This window comes from Flavobacterium nackdongense, assembly GCF_004355225.1.
GTDB lineage: Bacteria > Bacteroidota > Bacteroidia > Flavobacteriales > Flavobacteriaceae > Flavobacterium > Flavobacterium nackdongense.
In genome coordinates this window covers 1189702-1216466 of record NZ_CP037933.1, presented here as the reverse complement: position 1 = coordinate 1216466, position 26765 = coordinate 1189702, and the positions used below count along the sequence as shown (strand labels likewise).

General features: G+C 36.3%; 27 protein-coding genes. 14 read left to right on the top strand and 13 right to left on the bottom strand.

Annotated features, from left to right (window positions below):
* The first annotated feature begins 38 nt into the window (after window positions 1-38).
* From hutH to E1750_RS04830, 3 genes are all read left to right on the top strand, one after another.
* Window positions 39-1541: a histidine ammonia-lyase gene (gene hutH, locus E1750_RS04840; RefSeq protein ID WP_133275685.1), complete on the top strand. Its 1503-nt coding sequence runs from the start codon at window positions 39-41 to the stop codon at window positions 1539-1541.
* Between the two features lie 69 nt (window positions 1542-1610).
* On the top strand, window positions 1611-2255 hold the full coding sequence (locus E1750_RS04835) for a DUF47 domain-containing protein (RefSeq protein WP_133275684.1): 645 nt from the start codon (window positions 1611-1613) through the stop codon (window positions 2253-2255).
* A 91-nt stretch (window positions 2256-2346) separates the two neighbouring features.
* Window positions 2347-3693, top strand: a complete 1347-nt coding sequence (locus E1750_RS04830; protein ID WP_133275683.1) for an inorganic phosphate transporter — start codon at window positions 2347-2349, stop codon at window positions 3691-3693.
* A gap of 263 nt (window positions 3694-3956) precedes the next feature.
* On the opposite strand, the gene E1750_RS04825 is transcribed toward E1750_RS04830, so the two are convergent.
* Both E1750_RS04825 and E1750_RS04820 read right to left on the bottom strand, forming a co-directional pair.
* Entirely contained in the window at window positions 3957-5357 is a 1401-nt protein-coding gene (locus E1750_RS04825; protein ID WP_133275682.1) for an alpha/beta hydrolase family protein, read from the bottom strand.
* A 211-nt stretch (window positions 5358-5568) separates the two neighbouring features.
* Window positions 5569-6411: a hypothetical protein gene (locus E1750_RS04820; protein ID WP_133275681.1), complete on the bottom strand. Its 843-nt coding sequence runs from the start codon at window positions 6409-6411 to the stop codon at window positions 5569-5571.
* Between the two features lie 169 nt (window positions 6412-6580).
* Here E1750_RS04820 and E1750_RS04815 point away from each other — a divergent pair, with 169 nt between their 5' ends.
* Window positions 6581-7018 carry a hypothetical protein gene (locus tag E1750_RS04815; RefSeq protein ID WP_133275680.1) on the top strand — a complete coding sequence of 146 codons (438 nt, stop codon included), beginning with the start codon at window positions 6581-6583 and terminating at the stop codon, window positions 7016-7018.
* Between the two features lie 113 nt (window positions 7019-7131).
* On the opposite strand, the gene E1750_RS04810 is transcribed toward E1750_RS04815, so the two are convergent.
* The 7 genes from E1750_RS04810 to E1750_RS04775 all read right to left on the bottom strand — a co-directional run bounded on the left by E1750_RS04810 (window position 7132) and on the right by E1750_RS04775 (window position 14319).
* The gene (locus E1750_RS04810; protein ID WP_133275679.1) at window positions 7132-8364 is read right to left on the bottom strand and encodes a peptidylprolyl isomerase; all 1233 of its coding nucleotides are present in this window, start codon (window positions 8362-8364) and stop codon (window positions 7132-7134) included.
* Window positions 8365-8502: 138 nt separating this feature from the next.
* Window positions 8503-9618, bottom strand: coding sequence for a peptidylprolyl isomerase (locus E1750_RS04800; protein ID WP_133275678.1), 1116 nt, complete (start codon window positions 9616-9618; stop codon window positions 8503-8505).
* 8 nt (window positions 9619-9626) lie between these two features.
* A complete protein-coding gene (gldI, locus tag E1750_RS04795) occupies window positions 9627-10292 on the bottom strand; it encodes a gliding motility-associated peptidyl-prolyl isomerase GldI (RefSeq protein WP_133275677.1) in 666 nt (221 codons plus the stop codon).
* Between the two features lie 6 nt (window positions 10293-10298).
* The gene (locus E1750_RS04790) at window positions 10299-11303 is read right to left on the bottom strand and encodes a DHH family phosphoesterase (RefSeq protein ID WP_133275676.1); all 1005 of its coding nucleotides are present in this window, start codon (window positions 11301-11303) and stop codon (window positions 10299-10301) included.
* A 69-nt stretch (window positions 11304-11372) separates the two neighbouring features.
* Window positions 11373-12620 (bottom strand): voltage-gated chloride channel family protein, encoded by a 1248-nt coding sequence (locus E1750_RS04785; RefSeq protein ID WP_133275675.1) that lies wholly within the window; start codon window positions 12618-12620, stop codon window positions 11373-11375.
* A 156-nt stretch (window positions 12621-12776) separates the two neighbouring features.
* A complete protein-coding gene (locus E1750_RS04780; RefSeq protein ID WP_133275674.1) occupies window positions 12777-13163 on the bottom strand; it encodes a RidA family protein in 387 nt (128 codons plus the stop codon).
* 136 nt (window positions 13164-13299) lie between these two features.
* Entirely contained in the window at window positions 13300-14319 is a 1020-nt protein-coding gene (locus E1750_RS04775) for a PDDEXK nuclease domain-containing protein (protein ID WP_133275673.1), read from the bottom strand.
* Between the two features lie 212 nt (window positions 14320-14531).
* On the opposite strand from E1750_RS04775, the gene E1750_RS04770 reads away from it, so the two are divergent.
* The 5 genes from E1750_RS04770 to E1750_RS04750 all read left to right on the top strand — a co-directional run bounded on the left by E1750_RS04770 (window position 14532) and on the right by E1750_RS04750 (window position 19679).
* The gene (locus tag E1750_RS04770; protein ID WP_227873962.1) at window positions 14532-15212 is read left to right on the top strand and encodes a hypothetical protein; all 681 of its coding nucleotides are present in this window, start codon (window positions 14532-14534) and stop codon (window positions 15210-15212) included.
* 59 nt (window positions 15213-15271) lie between these two features.
* Window positions 15272-16801: a glutamine-hydrolyzing GMP synthase gene (gene guaA / locus E1750_RS04765; protein ID WP_133275671.1), complete on the top strand. Its 1530-nt coding sequence runs from the start codon at window positions 15272-15274 to the stop codon at window positions 16799-16801.
* A 165-nt stretch (window positions 16802-16966) separates the two neighbouring features.
* Complete coding sequence (locus tag E1750_RS04760) at window positions 16967-18868, top strand: LysM peptidoglycan-binding domain-containing protein (protein ID WP_133275670.1); 1902 nt, start codon at window positions 16967-16969, stop codon at window positions 18866-18868.
* Window positions 18869-18956: 88 nt separating this feature from the next.
* Entirely contained in the window at window positions 18957-19358 is a 402-nt protein-coding gene (locus E1750_RS04755) for an OsmC family protein (protein ID WP_133275669.1), read from the top strand.
* A gap of 87 nt (window positions 19359-19445) precedes the next feature.
* On the top strand, window positions 19446-19679 hold the full coding sequence (locus tag E1750_RS04750) for a DUF3820 family protein (protein WP_133275668.1): 234 nt from the start codon (window positions 19446-19448) through the stop codon (window positions 19677-19679).
* Window positions 19680-19733: 54 nt separating this feature from the next.
* Here the strand turns inward: E1750_RS04750 and E1750_RS04745 are convergent, their stop codons facing one another.
* Entirely contained in the window at window positions 19734-20177 is a 444-nt protein-coding gene (locus tag E1750_RS04745; protein ID WP_133275667.1) for a DUF4268 domain-containing protein, read from the bottom strand.
* 199 nt (window positions 20178-20376) lie between these two features.
* Here E1750_RS04745 and E1750_RS04740 point away from each other — a divergent pair, with 199 nt between their 5' ends.
* The gene (locus E1750_RS04740; RefSeq protein WP_133275666.1) at window positions 20377-21015 is read left to right on the top strand and encodes an NUDIX hydrolase; all 639 of its coding nucleotides are present in this window, start codon (window positions 20377-20379) and stop codon (window positions 21013-21015) included.
* A gap of 51 nt (window positions 21016-21066) precedes the next feature.
* Entirely contained in the window at window positions 21067-21876 is an 810-nt protein-coding gene (locus E1750_RS04735) for a lysophospholipid acyltransferase family protein (RefSeq protein WP_133275665.1), read from the top strand.
* Between the two features lie 32 nt (window positions 21877-21908).
* Here the strand turns inward: E1750_RS04735 and E1750_RS04730 are convergent, their stop codons facing one another.
* The 3 genes from E1750_RS04730 to E1750_RS04720 all read right to left on the bottom strand — a co-directional run bounded on the left by E1750_RS04730 (window position 21909) and on the right by E1750_RS04720 (window position 24458).
* Window positions 21909-22526: a hypothetical protein gene (locus tag E1750_RS04730; RefSeq protein ID WP_133275664.1), complete on the bottom strand. Its 618-nt coding sequence runs from the start codon at window positions 22524-22526 to the stop codon at window positions 21909-21911.
* A 119-nt stretch (window positions 22527-22645) separates the two neighbouring features.
* Window positions 22646-23140, bottom strand: coding sequence for an RNA polymerase sigma factor (locus E1750_RS04725; RefSeq protein WP_133275663.1), 495 nt, complete (start codon window positions 23138-23140; stop codon window positions 22646-22648).
* Between the two features lie 256 nt (window positions 23141-23396).
* Window positions 23397-24458, bottom strand: coding sequence for a DUF3810 domain-containing protein (locus E1750_RS04720; protein ID WP_133278081.1), 1062 nt, complete (start codon window positions 24456-24458; stop codon window positions 23397-23399).
* Between the two features lie 109 nt (window positions 24459-24567).
* Here E1750_RS04720 and E1750_RS04715 point away from each other — a divergent pair, with 109 nt between their 5' ends.
* Genes E1750_RS04715 through E1750_RS04705 form a run of 3 tightly spaced genes read left to right on the top strand, consistent with a single transcriptional unit; the run spans window position 24568 to window position 26617 of the window.
* Entirely contained in the window at window positions 24568-24795 is a 228-nt protein-coding gene (locus E1750_RS04715; protein WP_133275662.1) for a hypothetical protein, read from the top strand.
* Entirely contained in the window at window positions 24792-25109 is a 318-nt protein-coding gene (locus E1750_RS04710) for a type II toxin-antitoxin system PemK/MazF family toxin (protein ID WP_133275661.1), read from the top strand. Before E1750_RS04715 ends, E1750_RS04710 begins: the two co-directional genes overlap by 4 nt.
* 47 nt (window positions 25110-25156) lie before the next feature.
* Window positions 25157-26617: an aminoacyl-histidine dipeptidase gene (locus tag E1750_RS04705; RefSeq protein ID WP_133275660.1), complete on the top strand. Its 1461-nt coding sequence runs from the start codon at window positions 25157-25159 to the stop codon at window positions 26615-26617.
* The last annotated feature ends 148 nt before the right edge of the window (window positions 26618-26765 follow it).

The following is a 26765-nucleotide window of genomic DNA, read 5'->3' as shown; positions in this document are numbered from 1 at the left end:
GTTTGCAGAATTTTGACCCCTCTTAAGCTTAAAACTAAATGGATAATACACATTATATAAGTACCGAAGTACTTTCCTTGGAGACACTGCAAGAAATTATTTCGCATCAGAAACTATTGGCACTATCTGAGGAAGCTACGGTCAACATTCAAAAATGTAGAGCCTATCTCGATGCCAAAATGGTTTCGCAATCCAAGCCTATTTATGGTATCAATACGGGTTTTGGTTCGCTTTGTAATGTGAAAATTGCTAATGACAACCTTTCTAAACTTCAAGAAAACTTGGTAAAATCTCATGCGTGTGGTACTGGTGAGGAAGTTCCTGCTGAAATTGTCAAATTGATGCTGTTGCTTAAAATTCAGTCCTTGAGTTATGGCCATTCCGGTATTCAGTTGCAAACGGTCGAGCGATTGGTCGATTTTTATAACCACGACATTTTACCCATTGTCTACAACCAAGGTTCGCTGGGTGCCTCGGGCGATTTGGCTCCTCTGGCTCATTTATCCTTGCCGTTATTGGGTGAAGGTGAAGTTTTTTTTGAAAATAAAAAAGTCCATTCAAGCGAAGTTTTAATACATTTTGGATGGAAACCTATCGTATTGCAATCCAAAGAAGGTTTGGCATTATTGAACGGAACCCAATTTATGAGTGCTTATGGCGTGCATATTTTGATGAAAGCGGTTAAGTTTTCGTATTTGGCGGATTTGATTGGAACCATTTCTTTAGAGGGATTTGATGGAAGAATTGAGCCTTTTCACGAATTAATTCACGCGATTCGGCCGCACAAAGGTCAAATTGTAACTGCACAACGGGTGATTCAATTGTTGAACGGGAGCGAAATTATCAAACAGGAGAAGAAACACGTGCAAGATCCGTATTCATTTCGATGCATTCCGCAAGTTCACGGAGCTTCAAAGGATGCGATTGATTATGTAAAAAATGTATTCAAGACCGAAATCAATTCGGTTACCGATAATCCTAATATATTTATAGATACTGACGAAATTATTTCGGGAGGAAATTTTCACGGACAACCTTTGGCTTTAGCTTTGGACTTTATCGCTATTGCTTTGGCCGAATTGGGAAGCATATCTGAGCGAAGAACTTTTCAGTTGATATCGGGTTTGCGCAATCTTCCCGCATTTTTGGTGGACAATCCTGGGTTAAATTCCGGTTTGATGATTCCACAGTACACAGCGGCGAGCATTGTTAGTCAGAACAAACAATTGGCAACCCCAGCTAGCGTTGATAGTATGGTTTCGAGTAATGGTCAGGAAGATCACGTAAGTATGGGTGCGAATGCGGCAACCAAGGCTTTGCAGGTTATGGAAAATGTAGAACGAATTCTCGCAATCGAATTGTTGAATGCTTCGCAAGCTATTGAATTCAGGCGTCCTTTGAAATCAAGCGAATGGATTGAGCAGTTTTTAAAAAACTATCGTCAGGAAGTTTCATTTGTGCAGGAAGACCGAATTTTACATTATGATATCGAGAAAACGGTTCAGTTTTTAGGAAAATTTCAGTTAGAATCCAATTGTTAACAATTACTTAACATTAGCATAGAATAAAGAAGTAATTTTGTCCTCTAAAATTAATTAAACATTAAGAAAATGTCAATAAATAGTATTTTTCAGTTTTTGGTGCCAAAAGATAAAAAATTCTTCCCACTTTTTGAACAAGCATCCTCTAATTTAGTGCAGTTGGCTTCGATTTTGCACGAAGCGGTAAATCTTCCTCTAAAAGAGCGAGATGAACTTTTTTTGAAAATCGATGAATTGGAACAAAAAGGAGAGGATATAACGCGTCAAACTAATTTAGAATTGAGTAAAAATTTCATTACTCCTTTTGACCGAGAAGACATTCACTCGTTAATTGTATCCATCGATAATGTGGCCGATAACCTTCACGGTGCTGCAAGTAGAATGCGTTTGTACCAAGTAGGAAAAATTACCAAATCAATTCGAAAACTTACAGAAATCAATCTTGAAGCATGTCAGCATATCGATACTGCCGTTCAAGAATTGAGAGATTTGAAGAAGATGAAAAGCATTACCAATGCCTGCGCAAAAATTAATAAATTGGAGAGCAAATCCGATGATGTGTACAATAAAGCTGTCGCTGATATTTTCGAAAATGAAACAGATGCTAAAAATATCATCAAATACAAAGAAGTATTATTGGTATTGGAAACCGCAACCGATAAATGTAAAGGTGTGGCTAGCGTTTTAGAATCTATTACGGTAAAACATTCGTAAATAATTTAGGAATTAACCATTGGTGGACAGGATTTTTGTTTTATAACTTCTTGTTTTCAATGATTATTTTTTCAATCTTTCAACTATAATTATGGAATTTACGCTACTTATTGTCATTATCATTTTGGCTTTGATTTTTGATTACATCAATGGCTTTCATGATGCAGCCAATGCTATTGCTACTGTTGTTGCTACAAAAGTTCTTTCCCCTTTTCAAGCCGTTCTTTGGGCTGCTTTTTTTAACTTCTTAGCCTATTGGGTTTTTGGTTTTGGGGTGGCAGATACTGTTGCCAAAACGGCGCATACGATGGATATCAATCTGGTGGTGATACTCGCTGGAGTTATCGCTGCTATTTGTTGGAATTTATTGACTTGGTGGTTGGGAATTCCATCGAGTTCTTCCCATACTCTTATTGGTGGATTTGCGGGAGCAGCATTGGCACACGCTATAGCCATGCACGGTTTTGGGGGTTATGTTACCGCAGATGGTGCAACACAACATTGGTATGATATCGTGAGTTGGTACAAGGCAGGCAAGGATGGCGGATTGCCCTCAGGTGTTTTAATTGTCATCGCTTTTATTGTATTGGCGCCGCTTGTTGGGGCATTTGCTTCTTACATGATTTCGATTTGGCTATTGAATGCTTCTACAAAGAAAGTATTGCCAAAGGTGTTTACCATCGCGCTGATGTTGGGTACTATTTTATTTGTGTATGAACAAATGGTTCCTTATGAAGAAATAGAAAAAACCCGTTTTGACTCCCATTTATGGAGTGTCGTTTTTGAATCTCATAATATAAAATGGTTTTTAGTAGCCTTTATAATTTTATCCATTTCTACTTTCGCATTGACATTTAGTAGTTTGAGTTTGCACAAAGCGGATGCCGTACTGAAAAAGATGCAATTATTGTCCTCGGCTGCTTTTAGTTTAGGACACGGTGGAAATGATTCGCAAAAAGTAATGGGTATTATTGCCGCTGCGGTCGCAGTTTATATAAATACTTCTGGTCAAACTCAAGAAAGTATGGCAGATTGGTTAAACGTCGTTCTTCCTAATGATGATTTGGGTGTAAAAGGTGCGATGCCCGCTTGGATTCCTTTGGCTTGTTATTCGGCTATCGCTGCGGGAACTTTGAGTGGCGGATGGAAAATTGTAAAGACCATGGGGTCGAAAATTACCAAAGTAACCTCATTTGAAGGCGTGGCTGCTGAAACAGCTGGGGCGTTGACGCTTTATTTCACCGAGCATTTAAAAATTCCTGTGAGCACAACGCATACCATTACTGGTTCGATTATTGGAGTAGGATTGACCAAAAGAGTTTCGGCTGTTCGTTGGGGCGTTACTGTAAGCTTATTATGGGCTTGGGTATTGACCATTCCAGTTTCGGCTTTATTAGCAGCCATCTTGTATTATATTTTGAGTATTTTCTTGGGATAAAGAATGAATTCAATTCAAAAAATTCCCTCATTTGATTATCAATGAGGGAATTTTTTATACTCAAATTTTCGATTATCCATTTGACGATTCATTCTTCAAAAATCATATTTTTTCCATCAAACCTCTCTCTGATTTAGTTGGGGGCGTATTGAAAAGAGCATTCGATAGAAAATCTAGAATTGAATAGGTTTTTACTCTCAAGTTTTTTTTTCTGAAGAATAGCTTAGTTTGTTATTATTCCTAAGCCATCTTACTGAGTTGGTTTATTTTATTACTTTTTTGGTCCAATCTACAATTTCTGCTAGCGCTTTTGGAGCAAAAGTTTGTTCTAATTGGGCGTACTCACTAGGAGCTCCAGTTTCACATTCCTGAAACAAGTGATTCAAGTTGGGCAACACTTTGTAACTGCCATTTTTGTTTCCACCCTTTTCTAATGCTTTTTGAATAGCTTCCAAATTGGCTTCTGGCGGAACTTGTAAATCCTTTTCTCCATTCAGCGCCAATACCGGACATTTTACTTTTTCTAGAGCAGGAGCAGGGTTGTATTTGATAAAATATTGCATCCAAGGATAAGCAATTTGATCGACTTGAAGTTTCACATAGTCATCAGCACTCATTCCATTTGGTATTGCACTATTTGGATTGTCTTTTAAATTCTGACTAAGTAACTGAGTTAGCTCGATTTTGAGCGGTTCGATACTTGTCGAATGTTTTACAATTTCAAAAGCTTTTTTATTGATTGCTTCACTTTTTTGTAATTCTGTATCACTCATTCCAGCTGCTTTACCTATTAGGTTTTGTTGCATCAAAAGCAATTGATCGCCTGGTATTCCGGGTCCAGCGAGCAAAATGATAAAGGCGACATCTTTGTTATTACTGGCAATCATTGGAGCAATCAAACCGCCTTCGCTATGTCCTATTAGGCCTATTTTTTTGGGGTTGATTTCTTTTCTCGTTTTCAAATACGCCATGGCAGCTTCAGTATCGGAGGCAAAATCTAAACTGGTTGCTGTTTTGAAATTGCCTTTCGATGCAGCGGTTCCTCGATCATCATAACGCAGTACGGCTATACCATTTTGGGTTAAATAATCTGCTATTACTAGAAACGGTTTGTGTCCCATCAATTCTTCATCTCTGTTTTGTGGTCCGCTTCCGCTAATCAAAATTACCACAGGATAGACGCCTTCTTTTTGTGGCAAAGTCAGTGTTCCTGCCAGTGTAATTCCAGCTTTTTTATTTTCGAAACTGACATCTTCAGTATAATAGGGATAATGTTTTACAGGTTCTTGTGGTCTTCTAATTTTCTCCTTTTCGATTTCTTGCCTTGATAAATTCATCGGAAAAGTCATGCCACTTTGTTTGAAATTCCCTGATACCACTCCATCATTGCCTAAAACACCTTCGTATTCAATTTTGGGAGCATTCATTTCAATTTTCAAATTGGAGTTTTCAAAACGGGTTGTGGTCACCGGAATTCCTTTGGCTCCTTGGTCAGGACTATCCATTGTGGCGCTATAACCTGTTTCGGTTTTGTTAATATTGAACACAACTCTCAATTGCATTCCTTGCACTTTCAAAAGGCCATTCCATTTTCCTGTTATGTCTTGTCCGAAAGTGTTCAGGGAAACAAAGCTTATAAGAAAAACTACTATTATTTTTTTCATTTGGGTTCTTTATTTAATGATACTAATTTAAGTATTAATTATTGAAAATTTCAAACAAAAAGAGAAGAAACAAAATCCTCCTACTATTCTCTCTAAATATTTTACGATAACTCAATAGTGTTGACGGCAGGTACTCCAGTTATGTTCAACCCGAGTTTCATTGTTCGTGCTGCGCACGCAAAGAAACTCTCGTTGTTTGAAGAAGTATTTTTTAATTTATCTCTTTGTATGTTATTCTTAACATCATTGGCAAAGTTGTTTCAATATCTTTCCATTTAACTTCAATTTTAGAGGGTAAACCTTGTTCATTATACGAATATATCCATTTTGTTCCATCAATAAAATAAGTCATATTATTTGTGGATAAATGTCTTTGTAAATCTGCTAATTCATTAAATGGCAGAGGCTCATAAATGAAAAGATAGTCAAGATTAAAGTTTGGTCTCAAATGATTGTCATAACTAAATTCTTGAATGGTAGTTATTTTTGTTTGTGGTAGCGGATTCCCAATTAAATCCGTTTCAGGTCTTTCGTATAAATATTTAATCACATTTCCTGATTTGTTATAAATAATGGAATCTTTATATACAATAGTAGCCAAGTTGTATTTTATAGTTCCTGTTAAATTGCCATTCTTGTATCTATAATTAGAGTTATTTGAAATAAGTTGACCGTTTTTATATATTTCTGTTTTTGTTATAGTACCAATAGAATTGTAGAAGATATTGGTTTCATAGTTAAACATATTGTACGAAATGTCTTTATGAATAATTTTTGAAACACGACCGTTTTGATATTCAAATTCATCTGAGTAAGATGCCCACTCTTGTTGATAGTTATTACCCAAATGTTCAGTCACATACTTTTTTATAAGTCTATTTTCGTTGTCATAAAAGTATTCCGCTATAAGGTCGTTGTTGTAATTATATATTTTATCAACTAAAAATTTTGTTTCACTTACTTGAAATATATCATCATCTTTTTGACAACCGATTAAGGTTACCAAACTGGTTAAGATTAAAATTACTTTAATTGAAAATAATTGTTGTTTCATAATGTCGGATTTAATAGTTCTGCTAACGTCAGACTGTGAAAAAATTGGCACAATCTTCCTTACAAATATACTAAAATCTGTGTGCTCGATGATACTAAATTGTTTTAAACTTTAAAAAAAAGCGAATTTTGTAGAAAACTTTGCGAACTTTGTCGTAAAATTTACACAGATGAAAATAAATCTAAAAAACGGAATCGACAAGCTCCTTTTCGGCATGAAACAAAACGATGTTATTGCGCTTTATGGCAAACCCAACCGCAATTACAAAGACGAAGACGAGAATGTTATTTTTACCTATAATTCACTAAAAATGCGATTGACGTTCTATCAGGAAGAAGAGCTCAAATTGGGTTATATTGTGGCATCTGATCGAAATTTAGAATTATTGGGTCACACAATCATAGGCAAAAAAAATAGTGAAGCCAAAAAAGAATTGGCTACAAAAGGCATCACCAAGTTCACGCAAGAATCGTTTGATACTTTCGAAAATTATTTCAACGAAGACAATTGGTTTATCCTCCAAACCGAATTTGAAGAAGTGGTGAAATTTGAAATTGGTGCCATCATCAATGCCAAAGACGAATTTGATTGGAAATTTAAAAAATAGTTTTTAGTAATCAGATTTCTGGTAATCAGGAATTTATAGTAAAATTAAAAAAAAACAAAAACCCGACAAGTAGCATGGCTTGTCGGGATTGTTTTTCTCATTCCTCGTAGTTATTATTTGGGCTCGGCTTTACTTTCAATCATTTCTATTTCAAAAATTAAAGTAGCGTTTGGAGGAATTACACCGCCAGCACCTCTTTCGCCATAAGCAAGATTCGAGGGTAAGTAAATGATGGCTTTTTCTCCAAAAGACAATAAGCTCAATCCTTCTAGAAATCCCGGAATCATTCCGTCTTTTTTGCCAGCTTCGAAAGGGAAAGCTTGGTATCCGTTTTGAGCATCTCGATTGGCGTCATATTTTCCGTAAGTTTTGCAAACATCAGAATAACTGCTATCAAAAAGATTTCCGTCTTCAAAATAACCGGCATAATTAAAATAGATTGTAGTTCCGTCTGCTGGTTTTACCCCGGTTCCTTTTTGGGTAATTTTATACGATAATCCGGATGGGGTAGTGGTAGCAGTAGCTTTTTCAGCATCCAAATACGCTTTTTTGGCAGCGATTACACTAGCATATTTTTCTTCATACGCTTTCTTAGCTGCGGCTTCGATTTCGGCTTGTTTTTTCTTGTTTTCGGCATCAATTGCGGCTTGTTTTTTGGCATCTTCCGCTTTGTTGTTGTAATAATCTGCAAAAACTTTAGGTGCATTAAAAGCATTGGCAGAAGTTCCTTTTCTAGTGATAGTCACTTTCAAAATGACATCATCCTGAGCTATGGCATTCACAATATCCATTCCTTGAGTTACATGGCCAAAAACGGTGTGTTTTCCGTCTAACCAAGGCGTTTCTTTGTGTGTAATAAAGAATTGACTTCCATTGGTTGCTGGACCAGAATTAGCCATCGAAAGGATGCCTCCTTTGTTGTGTTTCAAATCGGTAATTTCGTCTTTAAAGGCATAACCAGGGCCGCCGGAACCGTTTCCTGAGGGATCGCCTCCCTGAATCATAAAATCCTTAATCACTCTGTGAAATTTTAAACCATCATAAAAAGGTTTTCCTTTGAGTTTAGCATCAGTTACAAAAGTATTCTTTCCTTCGGCCAAAGCGATGAAGTTGGCCACAGTTACTGGAGTTTTTTTGTATTCCAATTGCAAAACGATAGGTCCTTTGTTGGTGGTAATCGTAGCAAAAATTGCATCACCAGATGCTGGCGTCGTTGGATTTACTTTTGTAGTTGTAGTTGGTTTTTTGGTTGTAGTTGCTGGCTTTGTTGTTGCGGGTTTTTTGGTCGTTTGTGCCTGAAGGTTCAACATTCCCAAGAATAATAATACTAGAATTTTAGTTTTCATAATTGGATATTTATGTAAAAAATTTATATTTATTAACTGTTTTCAATTCGTATTTCGTACTTCGTATTTCGTACTTCGTATTTCGTACTTCGTACTTCGTATTTCGTACTTCGTATCTCGTACTTCGTATTTTGTCCTCTAGTTCGTTTTTTCTAACAACTCGATTTCGAAAATAATATTGGCATTCGGTGGAATCACACCACCGGCACCCGCTTCACCATATCCTAATTTTGAAGGGATAAAAATGGTAGCCTTGTCACCAAAAGACAATTGCTCAATTCCTTCGATAAATCCTGGAATCAAACCATCTTTTTTGCCGTATTGAAAAGGAATCGGCTGATAACCACCTTGAGCAGCTCGGTTTGGATCGTATTTTCCGTAGATTTTGGTTATGGCTTCGATACTCGAATCGAAAAGGCTTCCGTTTTCAAGATAACCTGCGTAATGAATGAAAATATTGGCGCCTGCAGCTGGTTTTTTGCCACCCGCTTTTTTGGTGATTGCATATTTTAAACCGGTTGGGGTCGTGGTTGCTTTGGCTTTTAAAACTTCGAATTCGGCTACTTTTTTGTCGAAAACCGCTTGGTATTTGGCATTTGCTGCTCTTTCTAATGCCAATTTGTTTTTTTGATTCTCAGCTTCTATTTTATAATAGTCACGGAATGTTTTGACGGCATCAAATTTTTTGGCAGCTTCACCATTGCGGATAATGGTTACTTTTTCCATATAATCTCCTTGTTCGATTTTGTTGACCACATCCATTCCATTTTCGACAACATGTCCAAAAATGGTGTGTTTCCCTTCCAACCAAGGGGTTTCAAGATGTGTGATGAAGAATTGGCTGCTGTTGGTTCCAGGCCCATTGTTGGCCATTGCCAAAACTCCCCCTTTGTCAAATCTCATTTCGGTGATTTCGTCTTTGAATTTGTAGCCGGTGTCACCAGAGCCAGTTCCTAATGGATCACCTCCTTGAATCATGAATTCTGGAATGACTCGGTGAAATTTCAAACCGTCATAAAAAGGTTTCTTTTTCAGGTTTTCATTGGTGATAAATTCGTTTTTTCCTTCGGCCAATGTAACAAAATTGGCTACTGTAATTGGGGTTTTATCATACTCCAATTGCACAATTATTTTTCCCTTGTTGGTTTCGATTTGGGCGTATAATCCGTCGGGAAGGTTGTTTTTCTCCTCTTTGCAAGAATATAGGGAGCTAAAAAGTACGGCGGCGAATGCAACTAAAATGCTTTTTTTCATTGTTAAATTTAATTGGTTAATGTGTCAATAATTTTATTTACGGGTTTGGTTTGTTTGGGTTGGACACCACTTTGATCCTGATTCAAAGTATTGCTCTGTCTGAGTTGAATTTCTTTTTTGAAAGCTTCTTCCGAAATGAAATTATGCAGGCTTACAGTACATAATAAAGGTTGATTGGGACCAATTTTTTTGTCATCGCCGTGGTAACCATAGGCGACATGCGAAGGGAAAAGAAAAATAACTTTTTCGTTTTTGTGCATCAATTTGATACCTTCTCGCAGTCCAGTCATTATATTTTGCTTATCGACGGCATAAGTTTGGGGTTTCAGTTCCACTTCTGAATAGATTATGTTGCCTTTCAAATCTTTTAATTCATAGTTAAAAAAGGCTACATCTCCTTTTTTTGGGGTGATGGTGTCGATATCGTTTTGGACTACATAGGTGTACCAATACCCTTTGGTCGAAGCCATATATTTTACTTTGGGATTGCTCTTAATCAAGGAATCGATTTGGCCTTCTTCAGTAGCGATGAGTTTCTTGTTTCGTTCTGCCGATTTTTTCATAAAAGAACCCGAGGCATGCGAAATGGGTCTGCGAGCGTCTTGACTTTGTTTGCAACTAGACACTACAAAAGTGAACAAGAATGCGATAAGAATCTGTTTGAAATGGGTCATAATGATTTATATTTTTAGTGTACGAACTAAATTTTCAAATTTAATTATCGTTTCTTCCATAGAAAGTTCCGATTTTCCTCCTGCAGCATTCTGATGTCCGCCACCATTAAAATGAGCTCTGGCGAAGAGATTCACGTCGAAATCACCTTGAGAACGAAGCGAAATCTTTATGATTTTTTCTTCGGCATTTTCGATGAATATTGCTGTAAAGACTATGCCTTTGATGCTTAAACCATAATTGACGATGCCTTCGGTGTCGCCTTTTATAAAATTGAATTGGTCTAGTTCCTTTTGTGTCAGCGTCGTATAGGTTGTTTTATGCTCTGGGAAAATTTTCATATTCTGCAAAGCTCTTCCCAATAATTGCAAACGGTCAAACGAGCTATTGTCGAAAAGTAAAGCTGGAATTTGGCTGTTCTCGACCCCTAAATCGATTAAATCGGCAATGATTCTATGGGTTGTGCCCGTAGTTTTTGGGAATCGGAACGAACCTGAGTCGGTTAGAATTCCGGTATAGATACAAGTACCAATAGTTTTGTCAATCTGAGATTTTTTGCCCAACGAACAAATAAAATGATACAACATTTCACAAGTCGAACCATAGGCCACATCCGAAAAAGTCACAACAGCATAGTCATCTGGCGATTGATGGTGATCCATCATCACAAAGGGTACTTTTAGAGTGTTGAGCACGTTTTCCATTTCGCCCACACGGTGCAACGCATTGAAATCTAAGGTAAAAACCAATTCGGCTTCCTCGAGTATTTTGCTCACTTTTTTCTTGTTGTTTTCAAAGATTTCCACGGTTTCTGACCCGGGCATCCAAGCTAAGAAATCAGGGAACTGATTGGGCGAAACCACTACAGGAAAATGATGGTTTCGAAGTAAAAAATGATACAACCCAAGGGTAGAGCCCATCGCATCTCCATCAGGATTTCGATGCGGAATAATGGCTATTTTTTTGGGTGTAGCTAGTAAAGCTTGTATGGCTAGTATATCTTGTTCGTTCATAGGTTGCGAATTTACATTTTTTTATAGTAAAGTCGAAAACAATTCTACATTTAACAAACATTTACAACTCTAAAAATCTTCAAGATCTTTCTTTTTAAATCGTTGGTACAACTTGTATTTAGACCCTTTTACAATTTGTGAATGATAAATTCCAATGGAACCCGACGAATAATAGGCTAGGATACAAGTGATTCCGATATAAGTGCCGCTTTCAACACCAAAAAGTTCCATTCCCATTATGCTGCATGCAATAGGAGTGTGAGTTGCTCCCGAAAATACCGCAACAAATCCCATTCCTGCCAAAAGCGCTATTGGCAAAGGAATAACCAGAGATAATGCACTTCCCAAGGTGGCGCCAATGAAAAAAAGCGGAGTAACTTCACCTCCTTTGAATCCCGCGCCAAGTGTAAATCCAGTAAAGAGAATTTTGAGCAGAAAATCATACCAAGGGTTGGTTGTGGAGAAGGATTCAACCAATGTTGGAATGCCCAATCCGATGTATTTTGTTGTTCCCATGAAGTAAATCGCAACCACTAAAATAAGACCTCCTACAAAGGGTCGTAAAGGGGCATCCTGAATGTATTTTGAAAATAATGTCGCCCAAAGATGGGTGCTTCTTGAAAATAACATGGCAGTTAAACCAAATAGAACACCAGCAACAATGATATAGGAAAAATGGTTTAAACTAAGTGCTGGGATTGTAGGAATCTGATAATGCGTATGCTGAACCTGCCACAATTCGACAGTAAAATAAGCAATATAGGCCACAAGGAAAGACAAAACGATACTTTTGTAAGTGATTTTGCTGAAATACAAAACTTCTAGAGCAAACAAGGCACCAGCCAACGGGGTTCCAAAAACCGAAGCAAATCCCGCACTAATGCCTAGAATAATGAGTGTTTTTCGGTCGGAATCATTCAGATGGAATGGTTTTTTGAATTGGTCTGCGATAGCACCACTCATTTGTACTGCGGTTCCCTCTCGACCTGCCGAACCTCCAAAAAGATGCGTGATTAAGGTGCTTACGAGCACCATCGGTGCCATTTTGAGTGGAATCGTTTTTTGTGGATTTTCGTATTCTTCCAGCAATAAATTATTGCCTTTTACTACATCACTTCCGTAAAATTTATACAATAACCCTATGGCGAGTCCACCCACGGGCAGCAACCAAATAATCCAATTATGGTATTCTCGATAGTGCGTCACCCATTCTAAAGATACCAAAAAAAATGCTGAGGCTGAACCAGAAAAAAAACCAATCAACAAGCAAATGAGCATCCATTTGGCGATGAGAAAGAAGTTTTTTTTGAGGTTCATTAAATTCAAGACATTAATCAGGTTACTCTTTTTCCTAGAATTATTTAAGTTTTTTTTGTCATTCTGTAGACTCGAGCGTGAGCGAACAGGCGAAGCAAATCTCTTGTTTGTTGATTTTGTTTGTTGAGATTCCTACGCAATGACAAGTTGTTGAAATTATCCAGCAACAACGGCTGTAAATTCTATTTCTACTAAATATTCAGGAGCTACTAATTTGCTCACTTCATAAAAACCAGTTGTGGGTTTGATGTCTTTGAAAAAAGTAGCGTGCGCTCGAGCCACATCTTCGAAGGTAGTGATATCGGTAGTAAAAATTCGAGTACGAATGACATCTTTCATCCCGACATTCAAATCTTGCAATACTTTTTCGATTCTTTCAAGGATGTTTAAGGTTTGTGCAAAAGCATCATCGGCTTTTACTTTTTCGCCATCGACAATAGCCACGGTTCCTGAAACTTCGATGATGTTTCCTATGCGAACGGCACGACAATACCCCATTTTGTCTTCCCAAGGTGAACCGGTCAATATGTTTTCTCTTTTCATTTTAATTGTTTTTGTGTTGTTTTGATTTTTGAAAGTGTTGCTAATGGAACACTCGGGTTTAATTTTGAGCCGCAATTTATGAAAAAAAATGGAGAAGAAATAGCTAATTTGTGCTGAGGATTCAGGGATTTATCACTTAAAGCAATTTTTTTCTTTCTATTCTCTCTCTAGCCTCAATTAGGAGCAAGTGTATTTTTTCTTCAAACTGTTTTTTGGGAGGTAAGTCGGTCCAATATTCTGCAACCATAATTCCGTCTTTGTGCATTTCGAGTAGTTCAATTTGTTCTCTACTACTTTCGGCACAAAGAATTAGTCCAATTGGTGTATTTTCGCCTTCTTGTTTTTCATATTTGTCTAACCATTTAAGGTATAGTTCCATTTGACCTTTGTGTTTTGCTTGAAATTTACCTAATTTTAATTCTATGGCAACCAATCTTTTCAGTTTTCGATGATAAAAAAGTAAGTCTAAATTAAAATCTTCGCCGTCGATAATCATTCTTTTTTGGCGTTCCACAAATGAAAAACCTTTGCCAAGTTCGAGGATAAAAGTTTCTAAATCGTGAAGTATGGCATTTTCTAAATCTTTTTCCAAGTAGCTATCTTGCAAACCTAATAAATCAAGAATGTAAGGATCTTTGAAGGTGTTAAATGGAATTTGAGTTGCTTCTACAATTTGAGCATCAGCAATGTTGGTTCTTTCGAATGTTTTTAAAGCGATTTGCCTTCTTAATTCTCTAATTCCAAATAAATTATTTGATGCGTTTTGTGCATAAAATAGTTTTGCTTCAATGGTTTTTAAAGGTAATAATTCTACAAAATGTGACCAACTCAATTGTCGTGACAGCGGCACGACAATTTGAAAATCGGTAAATTGTTCCGCAAATTGCATCATTCGTCTCAAGTTCCTTAATTCAAAATTCTTCCCATATCGTTCTTTCAATTGTGTAGACACTGTCGACACAATTTGTTTTGAATATTCAGCGCGTTTGTTTTGTAGAATATCTTGATTAATGCGATTGCCAATTTGCCAAAATAAAATAGTGACAGCGCTGTTGGCTTGAGAAGCTATTTGTTTTTTGCTTTGTTCAATAAGTTGTGATAATTCGACAACCAAATCTTGGTTTGAAATAATTGAAATATTGGTATTATTCGCCATGATAAGTGATTTGTTTATTTACAAAATGGTGAAATTTCTATCTAGAATTAAGCAAACAAAATGGATTACAAGACAAACCTACTAAAAATCAATGAAATCTCTACAGTATGCAAAACACAGAAAATAATTTTATGTTATTTTTGTGACTTCGACTCGTTGATTTCAATTATTTTTGGACTTTCAAAATATTGATTTGTCAGTATTCAGCACTTATGAAACAGATTTTTTTATTCCTTTTTAGTATCGTTTTTGCTTTCAATAGCTTTGGTCAAATCGAATTTAATTCAAAATTCAAAGCCATTCCACCACAAAATATAAAGCCTAAACCCAAAAAAGAAACACTGCCTCCTCCTACAGATTTGCCTAAAATTGTGGCTCCAAATGTGTTGGAAAATCCCAATATTCTCAACACCAAACCCAAACCCAATAATTCTTTTCAAATAGGGGTTCCTGAAAATAATTTTTCGTTAACGCCCACCCAAAAATTCGTCAATCCCGGAGATTTTGTTCGCGATCGATTGAACAAGAAAGCGGATAATGAAGACCAAATTGTTTTTCGAAGAAATCAGGATTTGGGAAGTTACAAAACCAGCTCATTGACTGCCAAAGTCAGTTATCGCGATTATGGCGAAGTCGATGGCGACCAGATTAGAGTTTTGCTTAATGATAAAACAATTGTGCCGGGAGTCTATTTGGATAGTGATTTTCAAGGTTTTGAAATTACATTGGTCGAGGGGTTTAATAAAATAGATTTTGAAGCACTCAACCAAGGAAGGCTAGGACCCAATACAGCCGAATTTCGAGTTTATGATGATAAAGGAAATCTGATTTCTGCCAGCCAATGGAATTTAGGTACTGGTTTTAAAGCAACTATTATTGTCACCAAAGAATAAAAAGACAATTTTTCTATTTTCGATTTTTGATTCCCAATTATAAAAAGTAATTTTGCCGCATGCAACACAACGTACTTATTTTAGATTTCGGATCGCAATACACACAACTTATTGCCCGACGCGTTCGCGAATTAAATATATTCTGCGAAATTTTTCCCTACAATCATTTTCCGGATGATTTATCATCTTATAAAGCGGTAATTCTTGGCGGAAGCCCATTTTCTGTTCGCGGAGAAGACGCTCCACATCCTGATTTATCTCAAATCAGAGGGAAATTACCAATGCTTGCCGTTTGTTACGGAGCACAATATTTAGCCCATTTTAGTGGTGGTGAAGTAGCGGCTTCTAATACCAGAGAATACGGAAGAGCCAATTTATCTTATATAAAGGACAACGAAGTTTTCTTCGAAGGTGTAGCCGAAAACAGTCAAGTTTGGATGAGTCATAGTGATAGTATCAAGGCTCTGCCTACCAATGGAATAAAGTTGGCAAGTACACACGATGTGGAATTTGCGGCTTATAAAATCGAAGGGGAAACGACGTATGCGATTCAATACCATCCTGAGGTTTTTCACTCGACGGATGGTGCAAAAATGTTGGAGAATTTCCTAGTGAAAATTGCTCAGGTGCCTCAAAATTTCACACCAAATGCTTTTGTCGAAGAGATTGTGGCTGAAATGAAAGAAAAATTACAAGACGACAAAGTGGTTCTTGGACTTTCTGGAGGTGTCGATTCTACGGTAGCAGCCGTTTTATTGCACAAAGCGATTGGAAAAAATCTCTATTGTATTTTCGTCAATAATGGTTTGCTTCGAAAAGATGAATTCCAAAACGTTTTAGATCAATACGAAGGAATGGGATTGAACGTAAGAGGAGTGGATGCTTCTCAACGTTTTTATGATGCACTCGCTGGAGTTTCTGAGCCAGAATTAAAAAGGAAAGCTATAGGTAACGCATTCATCGAAGTTTTTGATGTAGAATCACATCGAATCGAAGACGTAAAATGGTTGGCACAAGGAACGATTTATCCAGATGTGATCGAATCGGTTTCGGTAAAAGGACCATCGGCAACTATCAAATCACACCATAATGTAGGTGGTTTACCTGATTATATGAAATTAAAAGTGGTGGAACCTTTGCGAATGCTTTTCAAAGACGAAGTGCGTAGAGTAGGAGCAACGCTTGGCATTGACCCTGAATTATTAGGAAGACATCCTTTCCCAGGACCTGGATTATCCATCAGAATTTTAGGCGATATCACACTCGAAAAAGTTCGAATTCTGCAAGAAGTCGATAAAGTGTTTATCGACGGATTGAAATCTTGGGGATTGTATGATCAAGTTTGGCAAGCCGGAGCTATTTTGCTGCCTGTAAATAGCGTTGGAGTAATGGGCGATGAGCGTACTTACGAAAAAGTAGTAGCCCTTAGAGCAGTTCAATCTACCGATGGGATGACTGCAGACTGGGTGCATTTGCCTTATGAATTCTTGATGAAAGTGTCAAATGATATAATCAATAAAGTAAAAGGTGTGAATAGAGTCGTGTATGACATTAGCTCTAAACCGCCAGCAACTATCGAGTGGGAATAGAACTTATATTTAATTAAAATCACAAAAATCAATTTCAATAGCAATAAAGAAATTGATTTTTTGTTTTTATATTGATTTTGAAAACACTATTTTTATTGGCAAGTAAAATGTAGATCGGTAATGCCATCGAAATGGCTGTGGATTAACTTTTAAAGTATTTGAATTATGATAAAGAGAATCATTTGTATTTTTATAATATTAGTTTCTGCTAGGGTTTTGGCGCAAAATTATGATAAGCACAAAGTAGAAAAGGGAGAAACTATTACCCAAATTGCCCAGAAATACAATGTCACACCTTATGATATTTATCAATTGAACCCTGATGCTCAGAATGGTTTAAAGCCCAATAGTGTTTTGCTGATTCCTAAAAAAGGAGATAGCAAGAAAACAAATTCGACAGTAAAAACACATAAAGTAGAACCCAAAGAAACTTTGTATGGCATCGAAAATAAATATGGCATTACTGAGGAAGACTTGAAGAAAGTGAATCCCGATTTGGAAAAATTAGGACTTCAAATAGGACAAATTTTGGTTATTCCATCGGCTGCAAAGACGAAAAAACCTGTTGCAACAGCAGAAAAAGTAGTCTATCACGAGGTACTTCCTAAAGAAACCAAATATTCGATTGCCAAACAATACGGAATCACGATTGAGGAATTAGAACAAAAAAATCCAGAAATCATTCCAAACTTGACCATTGGTTACAAGCTAATCATTAAAGGAACTGCGCCAAAAGTGGCTACGGCATCGTCTCAAAAAGAAACGGTAAAACCCATTATTCCAAAAATTAATTATATTGAATATGTGGTAAAACCCAAAGAAACTTTATACAGTTTATCTAAAATGGCTGGTTTGTCTCAAGAAGAATTAGTGAAATTGAATCCAGTTTTAGCTACAGGTGTTGAAGCAGGAATGGTCGTAAAAGTGCCCGAATCGGCTTCGATACCAAAGGAATTAGATGTAAAGCGGGAATACTCCACTTTAGATATAAAAACAACCGCAAGCGAGAGAAAGAAATTGGTGTTACTATTGCCTTTTAATTTGACCAAAATTGAAGGAGACACGGTAAATTCAATTACCAATCGCTTGAAAAAAGACAAATTTTTGAATATGACTTTGGATTTTTATTCGGGCGCATTGATGGCTATAGATTCGGCTCGAAGTATCGGAATTCCTGTAGATGTTAGTATTTTCGATTCACAAGAAACCAAAAATAGTTCCAACATTGCCACTATTCATCAGCAAAATAATTTAGAGTCTGCTCACGCGATTATCGGTCCGTTTTATCAAAATAATGTGGAGAAAACCGCTGCTTTATTGACTGATAAGAATGTGGCTGTAATTTCTCCTTTATCGAAAGATATTGGTAATGCGTTTCCTAATTTGTACCAAACTATCCCAACAGCTGAAGCTTTGAAAAGAGCCGTTTTCGAATATATGATTTCAAAAGGGGGAAATATTATTGCAGTTGTCGATAAGAAAAAGGAGTCGGCAAGACAATTCATTCAACAGAATTATCCAGAAGTAAAATTTGCTGCTTTGCTCGAAAACGGGAGTTTATCTGCAGAGAGTTTCAAAAGTTTGCTGGTCAAAGGCAAAATCAATTACGTCCTTTTAGCTTCTGAAAATACGGGAATGGTCAAGTGGACTATGGCAACTATGATGAGTGTTATGGCTACTTATAATGTGGAGTTGGTGATTATGGAACCCAATGAAACTTTGGATACCGATGAGATTAATTTTGAAAACCTGACCAAATTAAAACTAATGTATCCTTCGATAGCTCGCGAAAACGAATCAATGGAAGCACTGATTTTCGAAAAAGAATACCGCAAGAAAAACAAGATTGCCCCTAGTACCTATGCCACACGTGGTTTTGATGTGACTTTTGATACGATGATGCGATTGGCTCAAGATAAAACCTATCAGGAAACGGCCGATTCTGTCGCAACAGAGCAAGTCGACAATAAGTTTGAATTTTACAAAAAAACAGATGGAGGTTATACCAATAAAGGAATTTATATCTTGTATTACGACACCGATTTGACAATAAAAGAAGCAAAGTAAGTATTAAGATTTAAGTATCAAGTATTAAGACAAAGCAAACCATAAACCACAAAACATAAACTACAAACCACAAACAAAAACTCAAACTATGACTTCAAAAGTAACTTATTTAGGCGATTTAAGAACTTCATCCATTCATTTGCAATCGGGTAGCGAAATCATTTCCGATGCACCATTAGACAATAACGGAAAAGGGGAAGCTTTCTCACCGACAGATACTGTTGCCAATGCTTTGGCCAGTTGTATGATGACCGTTATGGGAATCAAAGCTAGGGATTTAAACGTTGATTTCACAGGTTCTACCGCTGCTGTAACCAAAATTATGCAAGCCGAACCCAGAAGAATTAGCGCTATCGAAGTTGTTTTTGATATGAACCTTGCTACCGATGAAAAAACCAAAACCATTCTTGAAAGAACCGCAATGACTTGCCCCGTTTTCTTGAGTTTGAACACTGAAATCGAGAAGAAGATTAGTTTTAATTGGAAATAGAACTAAGAACAAAGAACAAAGAAAATAGAATATAGATTCTAGCTTAAGTCTATACTCTATTTTCTATATTCTTTTCTCTAAAAAAATATGGAACAAGACCCGAAACAACTTATCAAGTTGGCTCATACCAAAATGCCTTTTGGCAAATACGAAGGCAGGTATCTTATCGATTTGCCGGAATATTATGTGGTTTGGTATTCCAACAAAGGCTTTCCAAAAGGAGAATTGGGTCAACAGCTGCAATTGATCTATGAATTGAAGCTCAACGGGCTCGAAGAGTTGATTCGGAATATTAAAAAACGGTACCCAAAACCTTTGTAAGTTTATGGTTTATAGTTTATAGTTTATAGTTTATAGTTTATAGTTTATTGTGGTTTAGGTATTGGTTTCTAAATCTCGGATGTAATCCCCATATTCCCAATAAAACATTTCGAGCGCATTCATATTTTCGAAGAAAAAATCAAAAATCTCGTTCCAATGGTTTCTGTTGCTGATGCTTAATTGTAGTTTTTCGACCCAAATTCTACTGATAATTTTGCCACTTTCGAGCGTGAAATTTTTCTCGAATACCAAATCCTTGACAAAATCATCCTCTAAAATACTTTTCAGAGATTCCAACTTTTCGAAATAAATGATGCGTTTTTCGTCATCGCGATGTTCGATGTCAATAAGTACTTGCGCTTTTTTATTGTCGGCAAAAAATTTAAACGAAAAGTCCTTGATTTTGGTGTCATACAAAATCCATTTCCGAGGGTATTTTTCGGCAAATTCAATCCAAAATTCCCGCTTCAATCGTTGTGCTTCCTCTTTGCTATACATTTATGGTTTATTGTTTATTGTTTATTGTTGATGGTTTGTTTTTTTAGTTCTCCTGCGCTTTCGTTATTTTTGTTATTTGGAATTTGTTATTTGGAATTTGGAATTTGTCTTTCGTTATTTGGGGAATTTCCATTTTGGAATTTAATTTTTTTAAACTATATTTATAACAGTTTCTAATCTGCAAAAATAGGTTTTGATTATGGATTTTCAAGAATTTTTAAAATATGTTCCAAAATTTTTAGAAGTGAGCCTTCCTGCCAAGGATGCACATTTCAAAATGGTTCCTCCTGAACGATTGGAAAGCTTGAAAAATCAAAATCTAAGCAGTTTCAATCCAAAAACGGCGGCTGTGTTGATGTTGCTGTATCCCAAAAAAGGAAAAATTCACTTGGTGCTCATCGTCCGAAATTCGTACGAAGGTGTTCATTCGGCGCAAATAGCCTTACCGGGCGGGAAATTTGAACCTAAGGATGAAAATTATTGGAACACTGCTTTGCGTGAAACCCACGAGGAAATTGGTATTCATCCTGAAAATATTCAAATTATTAGGGCATTTACACAGTTATACATCCAAGCGAGTAATTTTTTGGTGTATCCGTTTTTAGGGTTTTGCCAAGAGGAAATTAGTTTTATTCCCGATGAAACCGAAGTGGCGCAGATTATCGAATTGCCCATAGCAGATTTTTTGAAAGATGATTTGATTGTAAATACTACAATGTCAACATCGTATGCGAAAAATATAGAAATTCCTGCTTTCAAAATAAACGAACATATCGTTTGGGGCGCTACAGCTATGATGTTGAGCGAATTGAAAGAAGTATTAAAAAAAGTGCTGTAATTTATAAATTTCGTATGTTTGTCGTCCGATTATGATTTTTACACATTTTTTATGGCATTGATTAAAAGAAATCCATTTGGACATATTCTTCTTCTGAAAAGAGGTTTGATACACATTTTTGCGCTGCTGACGCACAAACGGTATCGTGGATTTAACAGTTTACAAATAGAAGGTTCCGAAATAATTACAAAACTCCCTGATACCAATGTGCTTTTTATTTCCAATCATCAAACCTACTTTGCCGATGTGGTAGCGATGTTTCACGTTTTCAATGCCAGTTTGAGCGGGCGTCAAGACTCTATAAAAAACATTGGATACATTTGGAAACCCAAACTTAATATTTATTATGTAGCTGCCAAAGAAACGATGCAAGCTGGACTATTGCCCAGAATATTATCTTATGTCGGTGCCATTACCGTAGAAAGAACTTGGCGTGCCAAAGGAAAAGATGTAACTGAAAAAAGAGACGTAAATCCTAATGACACCGAAAATATTAAAATTGCGCTCAATGATGGTTGGGTAATTACCTTTCCGCAGGGCACAACGCGTTCCTTTAAACCGGTTCGAAAAGGAACCGCACATATCATCAAACAACATCGACCTATTGTTGTGCCAATAGTCATCGACGGATTCCGTCGCTCGTTCGACAAAAAAGGATTGCGGATGAAAAAGAAAGACATTCTGCAATCATTTATTATCAAAGAACCATTGCAAATTGACTATGATAATGAATCAATAGAATCTATAGTCGAAAAAATAGAATATGCCATCGAGCAGCATCCTACCTTCCTGAAAGTAATTCCCGTTGAAGAATTAAAAGCAGCCGAAGAATTGAATAAATTACGGCAATGGGAATATTAAATAAAAAAAGTTCGCCACGGCGAACTTTTTGTTTATAAATCTATTTTTTTCAATTCTTTATAATTGTCTTTTAGTTTCCTCAGAAATCTTCCGTATAATAATTTGTAAAACAGCCAGATGATCCCCATAATCAATAATGCCACTACGATTATGGTAAAACAGTTGGCTTCTAAGATTGTTTTGCCTTTATTCCCTAATGCAGTACTACCTGAATCATAACCATCATTAAAACCTTCTATAAAACTCAAAGCACCTGTAATTCCGCCAATAATAATATTCCAAAAAATATAATAAGTCACTATTTTTCGGGTCTTCAATACGTGTTTTATGAGAGTTTTTGCCGAATTCAAAACCGAAATCGATTTGAAATTTCTGTAAAATAAATAGATAAATACAATGATTACCACATAATTGAACTTTTCCAAAAAGTTGATATAGGGATGCATCCGCATAAAAGCGTCGTATTTTGGGTCATTTAGTAAAAAGGAAATACCATTTAATACCACAAATTCAATAATGCTCACAATCAAAATCCATTTCACAATCGAAGACGATTTTTGATGCAACATTTTGTAGATTTCTATATCCGAAATCTGCTCAAAGGCATTGTTGTTTTGCCAATCTTTTTTTAATAAATCTAGCTCTTTCATTTGCAGATTGTTATTTTTTTTGGAGTCAAACGGGATCGCTTTGCCAGTTCTTTGAAGCTTAGCTCGCAACACTCGTTGGCGTCTCCAACCCATTTTTCATTCTCTTTAATTCAAACTCTTTAGGGATTCAGAATTTTTTTCAATTTCCCTTTTATTCTATTCATTTTCACCCTTGCATTCACTTCGCTAATTCCTAAAGTTTCCGAAATTTCACCATAATCCTTATCTTCGAGGTACATATAAACCAAGGCTTTTTCGATATCATTCAGCTGGTAAACCGCCTTATACATCAGTTTTAAGCGTTCCTCTTCTTCATAATTATAATCCTCATTGCTAATAAAATATTGCTGTGATTCATAATCTATCGTTTTTACGGAACGGGTACTTTTTCGGTACAAAGTAATCGCAGTATTCAAAGCGACCCGATAGGCCCAAGTCGAAAATTTACTATCGCCTCGAAACTTCGGAAAAGCTTTCCAAAGCTGAATGGTGATTTCCTGAAACAAATCCTTATGCGCGTCCTCACCATTCGTATACAACCTACAAATCTTGTGGATTATATTCTGATTGGCCTTCAATTGCTGCACAAATGATTGTTCTAAATCGTCGCTCATAATCGTATTAGTGGGCAAAAAGTATATTTTGTTACAAATTTATTTTTTTTATTGGGAGCAAAAATTTTCGTTTTTTCGATAAACAGTCGTCCCGCTATCATTCCAATCTGTCATTGCGAGGAACGAAGCAATCTTACGATTTGATTGCTTTGTTCCTCGCAATGACAGGATTTTCCCTTCAAACAAAGTTCACTGAACTCCTATTAAAATAAAAGTCAAGTGAAGTAATCGGGGCTAGGCTACAACTTATATTTTTTTAAAGATCTTTCCCCTTGTAATAATTCACCATCAAGTTCACGAATTTGCTATAACTCTCCATTCCGTCTTTTTGTTGGTTTATTTTCAGGAAGTTGTCGTAAAAAAGATGGAATCCTTCATCAATAAAAGTATCATATTGCTTCCAGAATTCCTCGCTTTCCTGATAATTTTTCAAAATTCCGGGATGAATGGTTTTCAATAATTGGTCAAAAACTTTTGCATCTCGAGCATACCAATTACTCAAACAGTACCGCAAAGCAGTACTATATCCCGAATACTGAAAGTATAAATTCTCATTTTTTACAGAAGCCATAAACCCAATAAAATTGCACTCACTTTCGCTGCCAAAACCCATTTGGTGCGCTATTTCGTGGCAAGAAGTCATTGGTAAATTGTATTTTGGCATCAAATAATTCACTTGCGCTTCATTTGTAAACGGATTCAAATACCCACCAAAACCCATATACGTCAACGGCAAACTAAAGAGCGATTTCTTGATGCTTGGATGTGTATATTTAAAAAAAGGATATTGACTGGAAAGTTTTTTGTAACCGTTTAAATTCATCTCGAAAACTTGTTCATCCGAATACGGAAATACTACTTTCAGACTATCGTTTTTCGTGATTTGGGATTGAATTTCGTTCGTTTTGGCAATCAGTTTTTTGGTAAAATCCAACAAATCGCCATCCGTGTAATCTCTTTCGATTTTCATTTTTTCGAAAAGCGGTTGGCGGTAATAATTCATTGCCCATAAAAAGTGAAAAAGAAAATAGGCTACCGAAAGCACATTTAAAATTTTTAGAATATTATTTTTCCATTGCAATTTCCAAGTTTTTCGGGTTTTCCAAATTGATTTCAAAAGATATACAATCAGGATTCCATAGATGATATCTCCCACTGAAAAAGGAATTTTCCCTAGCGTTATTCTCGAAATTTTCGAAACATAAACATACAATCCATTGCTGTAAAAACGTTCTACAAATTCTGGAAAAAAGGCGATTATTTTCAGAAATAGAATTTGAAATAGGAGAAATAGAGGAAGAATGTATTTGCGTTGCATTAATTGACTTTTGGCGATAAATTTAATCATTAATCAAGAAGTAGTATTTCTTTTTTGTAAATTTGTGAAGCTTAATTTTCTTTTTCGGAATTTAAACATTTCTATAGTTATGTCAAGAGAAGAACTTATTAAAGACACAGTCGAAAAATTGCGACACCTTTCTGATTCCAGAATTCAGGAAGTGTCTGATTATGTAAGTTTTTTGGCAAGTAAAATAGATGATAAAATCATCACAGAAGGTATTAAAACACTTGCTTCAACTTCAAAATCGTATGAATTTCTTCAAAATGAAGAGGAGTTGTATCAAGTGAGTGATATAAAAGAAAAATACCAATGAAAAAAGGAGATATAGTTCTTCTTTCTTTTCCCTTTACCGATTTGAAAGGCAAAAAAATAAGACCGGCCTTGGTTTTAGTCGTATCCGATTTGGATGTAATTGTGGCTTTTATTACAACTCAATTCAAATGGAAAAATACGTTTGACATTATTTTAGAACCAAATGATTTGAATGGGTTAAAGAAGACATCATTGGTTCGGGTGTCTAAAATCACCACAATCGACAAAGATTTAATTCTCGGAAAATTAGGCGAATTGGATTCGTTGGATATTCAAAGCATCAACAAAAGTCTAATCAAGATTTTGAATTTATAACTTTAAAATTTGTGTCAAAAAAAATAAATCATACAAACAAATATACAATGAGCAAAGAAATAAGAAATCTAGAACCCAAAGCGCTTTGGAATAAATTTGCCGATTTAAACGCCGTTCCTCGACCTTCCAAAAAAGAAGAACGCGTTATCGAGTTTATGAAAAACTTCGGAAATTCACTGGGATTGGAAACCTTTGAAGACGAAATCCGCAATGTCATTATTCGTAAACCTGCCACAACTGGAATGGAAAATCGCAAACCCATTGTCCTACAAGGGCATTTGGATATGGTGCATCAAAAAAATGCGGATACCGTTTTTGATTTCGACAAACAAGGAATCGATATGTATGTCGATGGAGATTGGGTTCGTGCTCGCGGAACTACTTTAGGTGCTGATAATGGTCTTGGAGTGGCGATGATGATGGCAATTTTAGAATCAAAAGAAATCAAACATCCCGCAATTGAAGCTTTGTTTACCATTGACGAAGAAACCGGAATGACAGGCGCTTTAAACCTAAAGGGCGGAATCCTGAAAGGTGAAATCCTTTTGAATATGGACACCGAAGAAGATGACGAAATCGACATAGGTTGTGCTGGAGGAATCGATGTTACAGCTACTCGAAGTTATCAAGAAGAGGAAACTCCTGAAGATTCGGTTGGTTATACTATCACGGTTAAAGGTTTGAATGGCGGACATTCAGGAATAGATATTCATAAAGGATTGGGTAATGCCAACAAAATAATGAATCGTTTGTTGTTTGATGCTTTCGAAAATTTCGGACTTCAAGTAGCAGAAATTAATGGTGGAAGTTTACGCAATGCGATTCCTCGTGAAAGCGTTGCCAAAGTTATTGTTGCTGGGATGTATGACGAAGCATACATTTTCGATATGCAGGAAATTATCAACGACATCAAAACCGAATATAAAACTACTGAACCGAATTTGACTATCGAAATTGTGAAAAGCGATTTACCGAAAAAAGTTATGGATTTGGGTGTTCAGGAAGGAATTATTCGTTCGATTTATGCCGCTCACAACGGCGTTTACCGAATGTCGGCCGATATGGAAGATTTGGTTGAAACTTCAAATAATATTGCGAGAGTGATTATCAAAGAGGGCGAAATTTCAATTAGCTGTTTGACACGTTCTTCGGTAGAAACTTCCAAAATGGATTTGGCCAATGCCTTGCGTTCTGCTTTCGAATTGTGCGGTTGCGAAGTAAACTTTGCGGGTTCTTATCCGGGTTGGACACCTAATGTCAAATCTGAAATTTTGGATTTATTGGTTACAATCTACGAAAAACAAAACAACGAAAAACCAAAAGTTGTCGCTTGTCACGCCGGTTTAGAATGTGGCATTCTGGGAACCAATTATCCTGATATGGATATGATTTCTTTTGGACCAACCATTCAGGGAGCGCATTCGCCAGACGAAAGAGCTTCGATTAAATCTTCTCAAAAATTCTGGAAATTTGTATTGGAAATTTTAGAGAATATACCTGTGAAGTAGTGATCAGTTAGCAGATTTCAGGCTGCAGTCGGCAGGTTGCATATTGCAGAACATAGAAATAAGACAATTTATACATAAAGATAAAGCAGTTTAAAAATGATTTAAGCCATTTTTAAACTGCTTTTTTCTGCTATCTGTAATCTGCTAA